This is a genomic window from Stenotrophomonas sp. YJH_SMC_29 (assembly GCF_059371235.1).
In genome coordinates, this window is sequence record NZ_JCAFUK010000022.1 from 25,582 (window position 1) to 40,301 (window position 14,720).

Below are 14,720 nucleotides of genomic sequence, written 5' to 3' on the forward strand. Positions count from 1 at the left end.
CCCTCCGTCCCCTTTTTGCGGGTCAGTCGGTGTCCTCGACGCGCTCGCCCATCAGTTCGCGTTGGCGCTTGTCCAGCTCCTCGGCGTAGCGCTTGCGCACGAAAGCTTCGGAGACGACGCCCAGTACCTGGCCGTCGGCGGCGACCACGGCCAGTTCGTCGGCCTGGGTCTGGTCGAAGCGCTGCATCACGCTCACGACGTCCGCGGCCGGCGACAGCGACACCTCCCGGTTCTCGGCCAGCTCGCCGATCGCGGTTTCCGGCTTCACGCCATCGCCGTAGACGCGCGGGATCTGCACGATGCCAGCGTAGTGGCCCTCGCTGTCGATCAGGACCACGCGGCTGCCTGAGCCCAGCGGGAAGCGCTGGCGGAACGCGGCGGCGTCGAGATCGGACGGAGCGGTGGCCACGCCCTTGCGCATCAGCCGGCCGGCGCTGAGGTTCTGCACCCACCCCACGTCGCGGGCGCTCTTGATGGTCTCTCCGCGCAGGTGCATGCGCCAGGTCGAGAACGAATAGCCGAACCACTGCCGGACCAGCGTGCTGGACACCAGCACCGCGCTCATCACCACGCTGGTCAGCAGGAAGTCGTGGGTGCCTTCCAGTACCAGCATGGCCATGGTCATCGGCGCACCGACCACGGCCGCCGCCAGCGCGGCCATGCCGGCGAGCGCGGCGGAGGTGGCGTCGATCACCGGCACGCCGGTGGCCAGCGCCAGCAGGCCGGCGAACAGCGCGCCGACCAGGGTGCCCATGAACAGCGAGGCGAAGAACAGGCCGCCACGGAAGCCGAAGCCCAGCGAGATGCCCGAGGCCAGGCATTTCAGGGCCAGCAGCCCGCCGATCCAGATCAGCGGCAGCTGCGTGGTCAAGTCCAGGTGCAGCGCGCCATGGCCGGACGACAGCACCTGCGGGCTGGCCAGGGCCAGCGGGATCAGCAGCAGGCCGCCGACCACCGGCCGTCCCCACAGCGGCAGCGGGCTGCGCTTGACCGTGCCTTCGATCGAGGCGATCAAGCGCATCACCAGGATGCCGACCATCGCACAACAGCAGCCGAGCAGGCCGTAGATGGCATAGTCGGCGGCGCGGACATCAATCGTCGAAGCGGCTGGCAGCAGGTAGGCCTCGATGCCCGCCTGGTCGGCCACGAACGCACCGGCCAGTGCGGCAACCGCCACCGGCGCCAGTGCGGCCGGGGTGTAGGCGCCGATGACGATCTCGAAGGCGTAGAACGCACCGGCCAGGGGGGCACCGAAGGCGGCGGCGATCGCACCGGCGGCCCCGGCGCCGACCAGGATGCGCACATCGTTGCGGCGCAGGCGCATCACCCGGCCCAGCTGCGAGCCGCTGCCGGCGCCCATCTGCGTATACGACGCCTCCAGCCCGACCGATGCGCCACAGCCGTTGGAGAGCAGGGTCTGGGTCAGCACGATCAGGTTGTCGCGCATCGACATGCGGCCGCCGTGCAGGGCATTGGCTTCCACCGCGTCGAGCAGCGGGCGCTTGAGCCGTGCCGCCGCCAGGCTGACAAGCCCGACCAGCAGGCCACCCAGCGGCAGCACCAGCAATGCGGTCCAGGTCAGCGCGGGCAGGGAGCTCAGGCGCATGCCGTCGTCCAGCCCGTACAGGGTGCCCTGCAGCCAGCGCGCAATGCCGGACTGCAGCAGGGTCAGGTAGCCGGCGATCAGTCCGACCACCAGGGCCAGCGCGATGAACCACAGGTCGCTGCCGCGCAGCCGCAGCCGCAGGCCCTGGAAGGCCAGGTGCAGGCGCGATGGCGAAACAGGCAGCGACATGGTGGCGGCATCATACGCCGCCACCGTGATCGCCACCGTCACTGCATCGGGCGGTTACCGCGTCAGAAGCGGTAGCGGCCCTGCACGTAGAAGGTGCGCGGCGCGGCCACCATGCGGCCGGCGTTGCCATCGACGTTGCGGGTGTACCAGCGCGTGTCGGCCAGGTTGTTCACGCCCAGTGCGATCTCGCTGTCGCCCAGGCCCGGTACCTGCCAGGCCACCTGCGCGTTCCACAGGCGCACGCCCGGCACGCGGCCCACGCGCGCATCGGCGCTTTCGTCCCAGGTGTTGGCCGCATCGGAGAACTGGCCGCTCTGGTGGGTGCTGGAGACATTGAAGGTCCATCCGGCCAGCGCATAGCGGGCGCCGACACTGTCGGTGTCGCGCGCGTAGAACGGCACGTCCAGGCCACGGTTGTCACCGGACTGCTGGATCGCCTGGGTCCAGGTGTAGTTGGCGTACAGCTCCAGCCCGGCCAGCGCACTGTCCTCGGCGAAGTGGTACTCCAGCGCGCTTTCCACGCCCTTGTGGTCGGTGGCGCCGATGTTCTGGAAGGTCGGTGGGGTGATGCCCGGCACCTGCAGGATCTGGTTGTCGAAGCGCATCTTGAACACGGTCACCTCCGCGCGCAGTGCGCCGTCCTGCCAGCGCGCACCCAGCTCGGCGGTCTTTGCCACTTCCGGGTTCAGCGGATTGCGGGCGGTCTGCGAGTTGAGCTGGATGTTCTGCACCGGCCCGAACGAGGTGGTGTAGTTGCCGAACAAGGTCAGCTGCGGGGTCAGCAGGTAGGCGATGCTGAGCGAGGGCAGGGCCTTGTCGTTGCGGCTGCTGAAGGTGGCGCCGCCGCCGGCCTGGCGACGGTCCATGTCGATCCATTCCATGCGCACGCCCGGGGTGATCCGCCACGGGCCGATCGCGATGCGGTCGTCGATGTAGAACGCATGGGCATCGGTGGCGTTGTCGAAACGGGTGGTGGCACTGGCCACGCCGGTGCGGCGGGTGACGGTGTAGCTGCGGTCGTTGCCACGTTCGCGCAGGAAGCGGTAGCCGGCGGTGATGTCGTGCACGCTGGCACCCCAGTGCAGGCGCTGGGTGTAGCGCGGCTCGATGCCGAGCACGCGGTAGTCACGCGGCTGCACGGTCAGCTGGGTGTTGGCGGCGTTGATCAACGAGCTGGCGCGGCTGCTTTCGTTGTAATAGGCCAGCACCTCGAACTCGCTGTTGGCCGACAGCGTGTTGGTGTAGCCCAGGTCGATGCCGGTGCGGTGGCCCTTCCAGAAATCGGTGGGGCGGGTGTTCTGGAACGGGTCGGCCTCGTACTGCGCACGGGTCAGGCCGCCCGGGGTCAGTGAACGCACGTCGTAGTAGGAGAGCTTGGCGCGCAGCTCCTGCTGTTCGTCGATCGCGTAAGCGAACTTCAGTGCGAGGTCGTTGAAGCGGTCATCGCTGCCCTGGCGCCAGCCACGCCCATCCTGGCCGGAGTACAGCAGGGCCGCACCCAGGCCGTTGTCACCGGTGCCGCCGAGGAAGATGTTGTACTGGGTGCTGTCACCGCCGCCATGGTCATGGGCGGTGTAGCGCGCGCCGACTTCGCCGTGCAGGCCCGCGTCGGTCGGAATGGCGCGGGTGCTGAAGTTGATGATGCCGCCCACGTTCTGCGGGCCGTAACGCACCGCGCCGCCGCCACGCACCACGTCGATCGAGTCGATGTTGGACAGGCTGGTCGGTGCGAACGACAGCTGTGGTTGGCCATAGGGCGCCACCGCCAGCGGTACGCCATCCAGCAGCACGGTCGAGCGCGGCGAGTAGCGCCCGGTCAGGCCGCGCACGCCGATGTTCAGCGACACCGAACTGCCGGCCGTGCCGGAGTTGTCGGTGACCTGCACGCCGGGGATGCGTCGCATGGCGTCGCCGATGCTGGCCGCGCCGCTGGCCTCGATGCGCTGGCGGTCGACCACCGTGCGTGCGCCAGCGAAGCGCTTGACGCTGTCGTGCAGGCCGGTGCCCAGCCAGCTGCCGGAAACCTGGATGCTGTCCAGCGTGGTGGCGCTGTCCTGCGCGAAGGCGGCAGCAGCCGGGAACAGGCACAGGGCGAGGGCGGCGGCCAGCGGCAGGCGGGCCGGTTGCAGGGCGTGGAAGGGCATCGGTTCGGGCTGCGGAAGGTCGTAAATGAGAATTATTGCCGATTCCGTTGTGCAAGGGAATGCGCTGCCGGGTCATGCCGATGCCCCGGTGGTAAAGTGCGCGACTGCTTTCCTGACCGCCGAGATCTGCCATGTCCCAAGCCGCCTTCTACCCCGTCGGAACCCCTGGCCAGCCGTGGGGCGCAGCGGAACGGGAGGCGTGGCGGAGCCGCCAGCAGCGCCTGCGTCGCTATGACGACGAGGTGCTGCCGCGCATCGACGCGCTGGCCTCGCGCTTCGACAAGGTGGCCTACGGCCAGCTCGACTACGCTGGCGAGACCTATACGTTGTTCGCCCTGCGCAGCCGCGACTGGAACCCGGCGCTGCCGGCCGCCCTGGTCACCGGTGGCGTGCACGGCTATGAGACCAGTGGCGTGATGGGCGCGCTGGAGTTCCTCGAAAAGCACGCTGCCGACTATGCCGGGAAGGCCAACCTGCTGGTGGCGCCGTGCGTGAATCCGTGGGGCTTTGAGCGCATCAACCGCTGGAACTTCGATGCGATCGACCCGAACCGCAACTTCCGTACCGATGGCCCTGCGCGTGAATCAACTGCGGTCATCGACCTGATCGCGCCGTACAAGGGCCAGTTCGTGCTGCACATCGACCTGCACGAGACCACCGACAGCGACGAGAGCGAGTTCCGCCCGGCGCTGGCCGCCCGTGACGGCAAGCCGTTCGAGCCGGGCCTGATCCCCGATGGCTTCTACCTGGTGGATGACAGCGAGAACCCGCAGCCGGCCTTCCAGCAGACGGTCATCGCCGCCGTGGAGAAGGTCACCCATATCGCCCCGGCCGATGACAAAGGCGAGATCATCGGTTCGCCGGTGATCGCCCACGGCGTGATCGAGTATCCGCTGGTGAAGCTCGGACTGTGCGCGGGCATCACCGGTGCGAAGTTCACCACCACCACCGAGGTCTACCCGGACAGCCCACGGGCGACCCCGCAGCAGTGCAACGACGCACAGGTGGCGGCGGTGTGCGCGGCGCTGGATTACGCGCTCGCCCATCGTTGACCGGGATTGCCGGCCAGCGGCCGGCACGACCTCACCCCGATGCCTCGGCCCACCCTGGGGCGGTCGGTTCCGGCGGTGTGCCGCGGCGCTGGGTTACGCGCTCGCCCATCGTTGACCAGGATTGCCGGCCAGCGGCCGGCACTACCTCCCCCCAATGCGTCGGCCCACCCTGGGGCGGCCGGTTCCGGCGGCGTGCCGCGGCGCTGGATGATGCGCTCGCCCATCGTTGACCGGTAGTGCCGGCCGCTGGCCGGCAACCACGCGAGACCGGATTGCCGGCCAGCGGCCGGCACTACCTCACCCCAATGCGTCGGCCCCCCCCTAGGGCGGCCGGTTCCGGCGGCGTGCCGCGGCGCTGGATGATGCGATCGCCCATCGTTGACCGGTAGTGCCGGCCGCTGGCCGGCACCCACGCGAGACCGGGATTGCCGGCCAGCGGCCGGCACTACCTCACCCCAGTGCGTCGGCCCACCCTGGGGCGGCCGGTCCCGGCGGTGTGCGCGGCGCTGGATGATGCGCTCGCCCATCGTTGACCGGTAGTGCCGGGCGCTGGCCGGCAACCACGCGAGACCGGATTGCCGGCCAGCGGCCGGCACTACCTCACCCCAGTGCGTCGGCCCACCATAGGGCAGCCGGTCCCGGCGGGGTGTCGCGGCGCCACAGCAGGTCGCTGTGGATGCGCCGCGGCCAGCCGGGCAGCACCAGTTCCACCAGGCGCCCGCGGTCATAGCGCTGCACCAGCGCCCGCGGCAGTTCGGCCCAGCCGATGCCGTCCTCGGCCATCTCCATCACCATCAGGTAGTCGGTGGCGGTCCAGGCCAGGCCGGTGACCACGCGGGAAGGATCGACTTCCGCGCTCAGGCGCACCTGCCGATGCCGCGCCAGCTGTGCGGCGGCACGGCGCCCGGCGCTGGCCAGCGGATGGTCGCGCGCCACGTACACCGACAGTTCGCTGTGGTGGGCCAGCGATCGCGCCACCAGTCCATCGGGATAGCGCTCCTGCCTGGGCAGCAGGCCCAGCCCGGCGCGACCACTGCCGACCAGTTCCAGCACGTCATCACCCTCGGCATCCAGCCATTCCAGTTCGATCTCCGGGAACGCCTCGGCGAAGCGCTGCAGGATCCGCTGCTCTGGATCGAGCTGGTAGACATCGGAAAACACCACGGTCAGGCGCGACTCGACCGGTGCGGCCAGGCGCACGCTCAACTGCTGCAGGCGCGCATCGGCAGCCAGGATCTCCTGCGCATGACCCAGCACCTGGCGCCCGGCTTCGGTCAGCTGCGGGTAGCGCCCGCTGCGGTCGAACAGGTTCACGCCCAGGTCGGCCTCCAGGTGGGCGATGGCGGTGCTGACCGTGGACTGGGTCTTGCGCAGCCGTCGCGCCGCAGCCGAGAACGAGCCCAGCGCGGCGGCTTCCACGAAGGCCTGCAGGGATTCTGGGGAGTAGGGCATTGATCCATCGCTCCAGTCGATGGAATCCATTTTGATACCACCGTAAAAGACGATGATACTGATCTCCATCGACGCTGTCTGCACGGCGCTCGAGATCATCCACGCACGGCGTGGATCTACTGAAGGCGGTGCGCGATGCCGCCCCGCAAGGAGTTTCACATGTCCCGAACCGTTCCCGCCCGTGGCGCACTGGTCGCCTGGGCCTGCCTGACCGTGGCGATCGTCGCCGAGGTGGTCGGCACCTCGTTCATGGCCCACGCCGCCCGCGATGGCGGCTGGGCCGGTTATCTGATCATGGCCGGCGCGCTGGCGCTGTCCTATTTCTTCCTGGCGCAGTCGGTGCGCCGCATCGCGGTGGGCGTGGCCTACGCGGTGTGGGAAGGCCTCGGCCTGACCCTGCTGACCGTGGTCGGCCTCACCGTCTTCGGCGAGAGCCTGTCGCTGCAGCAGCTGGCCGGCCTGGTGCTGGCAGTGGTCGGCATCGTCTGCGTCACCCTTGGGGAGGCGCACTGATGAATACCCTGGCCCTGTTTTTCGTGATCTGTTCGGCGCTGATCGACGTCGCCGCCAACATGATGGTGGCCAAGTCGGAGGGCTTCCGCCGCTGGCGCTGGGGCGTCGCTGCGATCGTCCTGGTCTGGATCGCCTTCGCCCTGCTTGGCCAGGCCGTGCGCTACATGGACCTGGCCACTGCGTACGCGCTGTGGGGCGCGATCGGCGTGATCGGTACGGCCAGCTGCGGTCGCCTGTTGTTCGGCAACCGCCTGCGCCCGATCGGTTGGGTTGGCATCGCCCTGGTCACCGCGGCGGTGCTGCTGCTCAGCACCGCCAAGTAGCACCGGGTCTTTTCGCGCGTGGCGGCTCGCGAGCATGGCGGCACCGGTGCGCGATTTGCGAAGTCACCTGCGCTCATCGACACTGCGGTTTTCCACATGGAGTGCCCGCATGTTCAGCCACATCACCGTCGGAACGAACGACATGGATGCCGCGCGCCGCTTCTACGACGCCCTGTTCGCCGCGATGGGGGCACGCCCGGGCGTGTTCGACGAGAAGGGCCGGCTGCTGTACTTCAAGGATGGGCGGATGTTCGGCGTGACCGCGCCGATCGACGGGCAACCGGCGTGCCGTGCCAACGGTGGCACCATCGGCTTCAGCCTTGGCAGTGCCGAGGCCGTGCGTGGTTGGCAGGATGCGGGCGTGGCCCACGGCGGCACCGCCATTGAAGACCCGGCGGGCGTCCGCACCATGGCCGGTCGCCAGCTGTTCCTGGCCTACCTGCGCGATCCGGATGGCAACAAGCTGTGTGCAGTGCACGCCCTGTCGTGATGGGATGGCGCGCGCGGTCCGGACCTGTTCCGGCGCGTGCGTTCAAACCCGAAACAAGCGTGCCGGCGCGCGCGTGATAGCACGGAAATGCGGGGCTGGCTGATGCAGGCAGGCCGCGACTTCATGCGCCGTCCACTGCGGTTCAGCCAGAATTGGTGGGCTAACCCTTTGATCTACCGGAGAACGCCGCCCCATGGATGTACTGGAGCCGCAACAATCCCCGGTGCGCACCCTTCAGCCTGTGTTCGCCTTCGCGGCGATCGTTGTCGTGGCGTTCGCGCTGTTTGTCAGCCTGTATCCGCTCGGTGCGGGCCGCCTGCTGCTGCAGGCCCAGGACTGGGCCGCCCTGAATGTCGGCTGGTACTACCTGCTCGCGATGACCCTGTACCTGGTGTTCGTGGTCGGCGTGGCGCTGTCCAAGTACGGTGGCATCAAGCTCGGCGCCGACCATGACGAGCCGGAGTTCAGCTATCTCTCGTGGGCCGGCATGTTGTTCGCCGCTGGCATCAGCATCACCCTGTTCTTCTTCTGCGTATCCGAACCGTTGACCCATTACCTGCAGCCGCCGCAGGGCGACCCGGCGGCGGGCGAGGCCGGCGCGCGCCAGGCCATGCAGCTGCTGTTCCTGCACTGGGGCCTGCACGGCTGGGGCGTGTTCGCGCTCGCGGCAATGGCGATGGCCTACTTCGCCTACCGTCACAACCTGCCGCTGGCGCTGCGCTCGGCGCTCTATCCGCTGATCGGCAAGCGCATCAACGGCCCGATCGGCTACACCGTGGACGCGCTGGGCATCGTCGCCACCGTGTTCGGCATCGGCGCCGACATGGGCTTCGGCGTGCTGCACCTCAATGCGGGCCTGTCGCACCTGTTCAACATCCCGCACTCCAACCTGGTGCAGATCATCCTGGTGGTCAGCATGATGGGCGCGGCGGTGGCCGTGGCGGTTTCAGGCGTGGAGAAGGGCGTGCGCTGGATGGCCAACATCAACATGCTGCTGGCGATCGCGCTGGTGCTGTTCATGCTGTGCGCCGGCCCTACCCAGTACCTGCTGAGTACGCTGATGCAGAACCTGGGCGACTATCTGGGCAGCGTGGTCGGCAAGAGCTTCGACGTGTACGCCTACGGCGGCCGCCCGGAATGGCTGGGCGGCTGGACAGTGTTCTACTGGGCCTGGTGGATCGGCTGGGCGCCGTTCGTGGGCCTGTTCATCGCGCGCATCTCGCGTGGCCGCACCATCCGCGAATTCGTGTTCGGCGTGCTGCTCATCCCGCTGGGCTTCACCTTGGCCTGGCTGTCGATCTTCGGCAACAGCGCGCTGGACCAGGTCCTGCACCACGGCCAGCAGCAGCTGGCACAGCTGGCGGTGGATGATCCGCCGACGGTGCTGTATGCACTGCTGGACAGCTACCCGTGGAGCCGCACGGTGATCGCGGTGACGGTGCTGGTCAGCTTCATCTTCTTCGTGACCTCGGCCGACTCGGGGGCGGTGGTGTTGTCCACGCTGTCCTCGCACGGCGGCGCACCGGAGGACGATGGCCCGCGTTGGCTGCGCGTGTTCTGGGGCACGGTGATCGCCGTGCTGACCGCCGGGCTGCTGCTGGCCGGCAGCATCGACGCGCTCAAATCCGCGGTGGTACTGGCGTCGCTGCCGTTCTCGGCAGTGCTGCTGCTGATGATGTGGGGCCTGACCCGCGCCTTCAGTGATGAATCGCACCGCAAGCGCGCGCTGCAGTACCGGCCCTCGCCGCTGATCGGCGACGACCGCCACCATCAGGGCTGGCGCCAGCGCCTGAGCCAGGCCATGCACTTCCCGGTGCGCGACCAGGTCTACCGCTTCATGCACGACACGGTGAAGCCGGCGATGGAGGCGGTGGCCGAACAGCTGCGCGGGCAGGGCTGGGACGTGGCCACCCGCTTCGAGGCCGGCGACATGGAGCTGACGGTGAACCACGGCGAGCAGCAGGACTTCCTGTACCGGGTGATCCTGAGCGGCTACCTGACCCCGTCGTTCGCCGCCCAGCAGCTACGCAACCAGCGCTACTACCGCGCTGAAGTGCACCTGTTCGAAGGCAGCCAGGACTATGACCTGGTCGGCTACAGCCGCAAGCAGATCATCAACGACATCATCAGCCAGTACGAACGGCACCTGCAGTTTCTGCACCTGAGCCGATGATGCAGGATCGCCTGGATGGGTAGAGTCGACTGTTAGTCGACCGCTCCTGCTTGCGCACATCGAAAGGTCCGCGCTGCGCGCGCGAGTCGACTGACAGTCGACTCTACCGCGGACGGGGCGGAGCCAGGATTACGACCTGTTGGTGTACAGCCGCAAGCAGATCATCAACGACATCATCAGCCAGTACGAACGGCACCTGCAGTTCCTGCACCTGAGCCGGTGATGCAGGATCGCCTGGATGGGTAGAGTCGACTGTTAGTCGACTGCTCCTGCTTGCGGACATCGAATGGCCCGCACTTCGCGCGCGAGTCGACTGACAGTCGACTCTACTGCGGACAGGGCGGAGCCAGGACTATGACCTGGTCGGCTACAGCCGCAAGCAGATCATCAACGACATCATCAGCCAGTACGAACGGCACCTGCAGTTCCTGCACCTGAGCCGGTGATGCACGTTGATGGTAGTGCCGGCCGCTGGCCGGCAACGCGGACGGGGCGGCGCATCACCGCCGCCCCGTTGGTGCATCAGAACCGGTAGCGCGCCCCCAGCGAAACGAACTGCCCGCGCAGGTTGTACTGGCTGATGTCGAAACCGTTGGAGCCACCGGCCGGGTCGAACGGCGGGTCCTTGTCGGTCAGGTTCAGCACCGACAGCGACAGCGTGGTGTTGGCGATGCCTTCATACGCCACGTACAGGTCCAGCTGGTGGTACGGTTTGACGCGGTCGCGCAGGCCCGGATTGCTGGTGGCCGTCGCTACGCGCTGGTCGTAGCCGCTCACGTACTGCAGGCTCAGCGTGCTGCTCCAGTCGCCCACCGCCCAGTTCAGCGACGTGGTGCCGCGGGTGCGCGGTAGCGCGCCGTGGCGGTTGTTGCCGGCCCCGTCATAGGGCGCCTGGCCGGCCACCAGCGGCTGCTTGAAACTGAGCAGGTGGGTCCAGCTGCCGGCGACCGTGAAGGTCCCCCAGCCCTCGGTGCGGAAGCTGCGGTTGGCCTCCAGGTCCAGTCCGGAGGTGGTCAGCTCGCCCTGGTTGGCGTACTGGTTGGTGATGAACTGGATGCGCCCCTGTGCATCACGCTGCACGCGGCCAGGGAACAGCGCCGGATTGTCGACGATGAACTGCGCGCTGTCCGGCTTGACCAGGTTGTCCTGCTCGATGCGGTACCAGTCCAGGCCGATGCTGGTATCGCCATCCGGCGACCACACCGCGCCCACGTTGAAGTTGCGCGAGCGCTCGGCCTTCAGGTCCGGGTTGCCGGTGCGGATGTTGGTCACGCCACGGCTGCCGCCGGGCTGCAGCGGGTCCAGCGGATCGATTACCGAGCCGTAGCTGATGGTCTGGCCCGGTGCGATTTCCGGCAGCGACGGTGCGCGGAAGCCGCGCGAGAACGAGCCGCGCAGCAGCAGGCTGTCCAGCGGCTGCCAGCGCAGCGCCACCTTCGGCGAGAACGCGTTGCCGAAATCGTCGTAGTGGTCGCCGCGACCGGCCACCTGCAGTTCCAGCGTGCGGTGCAGCGGCACGCTCAGTTCGGCATAGGCGGCGCTGACCTGACGCTCGCCGTTGACCACGTTGATCGCCGGGCGCAGTTCGGTGCCCGACAGCACCTGCGCACTGGTACGCGCGTCCAGCGACTCCTTGCGGAACTCGGCGCCCCAGGCGAAGCCGACCGCACCGGCCGGCAGCTCCCACAGCGAGGTCGAGGCCTTCACGTTCAAGGAGTGCAGCCTGTACCAGCCCGGGCGCTTGGTCTGCAGGCGCAGCGCATCCAGCGCACCCGGCGTGCTGGACGGGTTGAGGAAGTTGTAGCTGCCATCGCGCAGGATCTGTTCGAACGCGTAGCGGTTGACGAAATTGTCGACGTACTCGCGCTGCGCGCTCTGCGAGGTCAGTGCCGCCACTTCCCAGTCCCAGCGTTCGCCACTGCCGCGCACGCCGGCCAGGGCGCGGTAGAACACCTGCGTGTTGTCCTTCAGGCGCGGGCCCAGATCGAAGAAGGTGTACTCGAACGGCAGCGGCGTGCTGCCGGGGTTGTTCGGGTGGCCGACCGGCAGCACCGCCGGCACGTCGATCAGCGTGCCGGTGGCCGGGTTGTACGCGCGCAGGCCCGGGCCCACGGTCAGCGGCGCGCTGAAGATCTGGTCGGCCTTGTTGTGGCTGTACAGCACATCGGCGAAGGCTTCGACGCTGTCGTTGAAGCGGTAGGTCGCGCTCAACGACGCCTGCAGGCGCTCGGCGCCGGGCTGCAGGGTCTTGAACGGCTGCGCGTTGAAGGCGCAGGCCTGGCCGGGCAGGGTGCTGCCGAAATCGCTGTAGGGGCGCAGCTGGCTGCCGTCCGGGCAGCTGGCGAACGGCTGCGGTGCGCGCGGGTTGGACAGCCAGTTGCCACCGGCGGTGGACCAGCCGGCCAGGCGGCCACCGGGCCTGTCGCGGAAATCGCCGCTGCGGGTATAGGCGCGCTGGTCTGCATCAAGCCGATCACGCTTGAGCAGGTCCAGCCCGAACAACACGTTCCAACCCTGCTGTTCAAGATCACCGAAGCCGGCCAGCAGGTTGGCCTTGCGTTCGTCCAGGCCGCCCTGGGTGGCGGTACCGAAACCACCGCCGACTTCCACGCCCTGGAAGTTCCTGCGCAGGATGATGTTGATGACGCCGGCAATGGCATCGGAACCGTACACCGCCGAGGCACCATCCTTCAGCACTTCGATGCGTTCGACCGCGCTGATCGGCAGCGCGTTGAGGTCGACGAAGGTGTCCTGCGTGTTGAGCGCGAAGCCGAAGTTGGACACGCGATAGCCGTTGACCAGCACCAGCGTGTTCTTCGGCGACAGGCCACGCAGGCCGATCGAAGCCGAGCCGGCGGCGAAGCTGCCGGTGTACTGCTCGTCGAAGCTGTTGCCGGCATTGGCCGACAGGTTGCGCAGCACGTCGGTGAGGGTGGAGCGACCGGTCTGCTCGATCTGTTCGCGGCTGACGATCTGCACCGGATTCGGCCCGGCGGTGTCGCTGCGCTTGATGTTGGAGCCGGTCACCAGCACGGTGCCCAGGGTGGTGCTGTCCTTGCCGGAGTCGGCGGTTTCAGCGGCGCCGGCAGTGCCGCCGGTGAGGCCCAGCGCGATCGCGCCGGCAAGCAGGTTCAGGGTGGTGCGGTACATGGAAGCGACAACGCCGAACGGGGGAGGAGCCGTCAGTACCGCATGCAGGCAAGTACGCCTTCCAATGACGAAAGCGCATTCAGTTATACATCACAGGTTCTTAACGAACGGTGCGAGGGGCGCGGAGCTCTGGCCCGCACCCGCTCGCGCGGGTCAGATCCCTTTGCAACGGAAAGGGATCTGACCCCGGTTGTCCGATCCTCAAGGCCGCAGCAGCACCTTGCCGTTGCGGCCCGAACCGGCGCCGGCCTTCGCCGCCTGCGCGATGTCGTCCAGTGCGAAGATCTTCTCCACCGGCAAGGTCAGTTCGCCGCTGGCTGCACGCTTGAGCAGCTCACCCACCAGCCGGCGCTTGTCTTCCACCGCCATCGCCTGGCTGACCTTGCTGCCCCAGAAACCCTTCACCGTGGCCTCCTTGTAGATCAGGCCGCCGGCCGGGATGCGCATCGGTTCGCCGCTCATCACACCGAACGAGACCAGCGTGCCGTGGTGGCCGAGCAGGTCGACCAGGTCACCGCTGGCGTCGCCACCGATGGAATCCACCGCGGCCGCCGCCTGCGCTTCGCCGGTCGCTGCACGCACACGATCCTTCCAGCCGTCCACCGAGGTGTCGAACACATGGTCGATGCCCAGCGCCTGCAGCTGCGCGACCGCATCGGCATTGCGCACCAGGTTGGCCACGTGCACGCCGCGCGCCCGCGCCAGCATCGCCAGCGACTTGCCCACCGCGCCGTTGGCGGTGTTCTGCACGATCCACTGGCCCGGCTCGACGTGCAGGAACTCCAGCAGCATCAATGCGCTCAGTGGCATGGCGATCAGCTGTGCAGCGGTTTCGTCCGGGATTGCTTCCGGCATCGGGATCACCATGCGGGCCGGTGCGACGAACGCCTCGGCCCAGGTGCCGTGCACCGATGCGGCGGCGACGCGTTGGCCGATCTGCAGGCCGTCGACGCCGTCGCCCAGTGCGTCGACCACGCCCAGTGCTTCGCTGCCGCCAATCGCCGGCAGCGTCGGCTTGTAGCCATACAGCCCGCGCACGGTCAGCAGGTCGTGGTTGTGGATCGAGGCCAGCACAGTGCGGATGCGCACCTCGCCGGGGCCGGGCTCGGGCAGGGCGGCGTCGGCGATGGCAAGGACGTCGGCCGGATCGCCGAAGGAGGGGTACTGGGCAGCGCGCATGAGCGAGGTTCCGGAGAAAATGATGTTGTACCGAACTGGGGACATACGCCGCGTCGACAAGGTGCTGCAGGTGCAACACGGCATCCTGCGACGGATCGTCGCGGCATGTCGCGATTACCGCATCTTGTGTTGACGGTTGGAAGTATCCCCACTATGTTGTGGCCGTCACTCCCGGTCAGCCGCCGCCGCCGGACATGCAGCAAACGTCCCGCGGCCCGCCCCTGAAGGCTTGCCGTGTCGACGCGGCCGCCATCGCGCGGACACAGGTCGCCCCCACGGCCCGGATACCGGCCGCAGGCGCAGGCACTTGCCGACGACCTGGTGTTCCCGCGCTTTGGCATCCCACCCCGATCGCCCCGAGCGCCGGTATCGCGTGCAGGGCTGCCACGGCATCGACGCCGCAGTGCGTGCGAGCCTGGAGACGCAGGACCATGACCGACAACACCTAC

10 protein-coding genes are annotated in these 14,720 nt (G+C 68.2%); 5 read left to right on the forward strand and 5 right to left on the reverse strand.

Features of this window, described 5'->3' with window-relative positions; genetic code table 11:
- Positions 1-22 precede the first annotated feature (22 nt).
- On the reverse strand, positions 23-1,795 hold the full coding sequence (locus AC5P9I_RS19040) for a chloride channel protein (RefSeq protein WP_049464512.1): 1,773 nt from the start codon (positions 1,793-1,795) through the stop codon (positions 23-25).
- Between the two features lie 62 nt (positions 1,796-1,857).
- A complete protein-coding gene (locus tag AC5P9I_RS19045) occupies positions 1,858-3,939 on the reverse strand; it encodes a TonB-dependent receptor family protein (protein WP_049464508.1) in 2,082 nt (693 codons plus the stop codon).
- A 131-nt stretch (positions 3,940-4,070) separates the two neighbouring features.
- Here AC5P9I_RS19045 and AC5P9I_RS19050 point away from each other — a divergent pair, with 131 nt between their 5' ends.
- Positions 4,071-4,991 (forward strand): M14 family metallopeptidase, encoded by a 921-nt coding sequence (locus tag AC5P9I_RS19050; RefSeq protein WP_049464510.1) that lies wholly within the window; start codon positions 4,071-4,073, stop codon positions 4,989-4,991.
- A 600-nt stretch (positions 4,992-5,591) separates the two neighbouring features.
- Here AC5P9I_RS19050 and AC5P9I_RS19055 read toward each other — a convergent pair.
- Complete coding sequence (locus tag AC5P9I_RS19055) at positions 5,592-6,443, reverse strand: LysR family transcriptional regulator (protein WP_130767965.1); 852 nt, start codon at positions 6,441-6,443, stop codon at positions 5,592-5,594.
- Positions 6,444-6,602: 159 nt separating this feature from the next.
- Here AC5P9I_RS19055 and AC5P9I_RS19060 point away from each other — a divergent pair, with 159 nt between their 5' ends.
- From AC5P9I_RS19060 to betT, 4 genes are all read left to right on the forward strand, one after another.
- Entirely contained in the window at positions 6,603-6,956 is a 354-nt protein-coding gene (locus tag AC5P9I_RS19060; protein WP_130767966.1) for an SMR family transporter, read from the forward strand.
- Entirely contained in the window at positions 6,956-7,279 is a 324-nt protein-coding gene (locus AC5P9I_RS19065) for a DMT family transporter (RefSeq protein ID WP_053462985.1), read from the forward strand. The genes AC5P9I_RS19060 and AC5P9I_RS19065 overlap by 1 nt, the downstream gene beginning before the upstream one ends.
- Positions 7,280-7,388: 109 nt before the next feature.
- Positions 7,389-7,769, forward strand: coding sequence for a VOC family protein (locus tag AC5P9I_RS19070; RefSeq protein WP_057493250.1), 381 nt, complete (start codon positions 7,389-7,391; stop codon positions 7,767-7,769).
- Positions 7,770-7,962: 193 nt separating this feature from the next.
- The gene (gene betT / locus AC5P9I_RS19075) at positions 7,963-9,942 is read left to right on the forward strand and encodes a choline BCCT transporter BetT (RefSeq protein ID WP_235644235.1); all 1,980 of its coding nucleotides are present in this window, start codon (positions 7,963-7,965) and stop codon (positions 9,940-9,942) included.
- A 522-nt stretch (positions 9,943-10,464) separates the two neighbouring features.
- Here betT and AC5P9I_RS19080 read toward each other — a convergent pair.
- Positions 10,465-13,092 (reverse strand): TonB-dependent receptor, encoded by a 2,628-nt coding sequence (locus AC5P9I_RS19080; RefSeq protein ID WP_130767968.1) that lies wholly within the window; start codon positions 13,090-13,092, stop codon positions 10,465-10,467.
- A gap of 201 nt (positions 13,093-13,293) precedes the next feature.
- A complete protein-coding gene (locus tag AC5P9I_RS19085; protein ID WP_053462989.1) occupies positions 13,294-14,271 on the reverse strand; it encodes a zinc-binding dehydrogenase in 978 nt (325 codons plus the stop codon).
- Positions 14,272-14,720: the final 449 nt, after the last annotated feature.

Excerpts from the sequence above, each read along its gene's own strand:
- AC5P9I_RS19040 (WP_049464512.1), bottom strand. The coding sequence starts at position 1,795 with ATGTCGCTGCCTGTTTCGCCATCGCGCCTGCACCTGGCCTTCCAGGGC.
- AC5P9I_RS19045 (WP_049464508.1), bottom strand. The coding sequence starts at position 3,939 with ATGCCCTTCCACGCCCTGCAACCGGCCCGCCTGCCGCTGGCCGCCGCC.
- AC5P9I_RS19050 (WP_049464510.1), top strand. The coding sequence starts at position 4,071 with ATGTCCCAAGCCGCCTTCTACCCCGTCGGAACCCCTGGCCAGCCGTGG.
- AC5P9I_RS19055 (WP_130767965.1), bottom strand. The coding sequence starts at position 6,443 with ATGCCCTACTCCCCAGAATCCCTGCAGGCCTTCGTGGAAGCCGCCGCG.
- AC5P9I_RS19060 (WP_130767966.1), top strand. The coding sequence starts at position 6,603 with ATGTCCCGAACCGTTCCCGCCCGTGGCGCACTGGTCGCCTGGGCCTGC.
- AC5P9I_RS19065 (WP_053462985.1), top strand. The coding sequence starts at position 6,956 with ATGAATACCCTGGCCCTGTTTTTCGTGATCTGTTCGGCGCTGATCGAC.
- AC5P9I_RS19070 (WP_057493250.1), top strand. The coding sequence starts at position 7,389 with ATGTTCAGCCACATCACCGTCGGAACGAACGACATGGATGCCGCGCGC.
- betT (WP_235644235.1), top strand. The coding sequence starts at position 7,963 with ATGGATGTACTGGAGCCGCAACAATCCCCGGTGCGCACCCTTCAGCCT.
- AC5P9I_RS19080 (WP_130767968.1), bottom strand. The coding sequence starts at position 13,092 with ATGTACCGCACCACCCTGAACCTGCTTGCCGGCGCGATCGCGCTGGGC.
- AC5P9I_RS19085 (WP_053462989.1), bottom strand. The coding sequence starts at position 14,271 with ATGCGCGCTGCCCAGTACCCCTCCTTCGGCGATCCGGCCGACGTCCTT.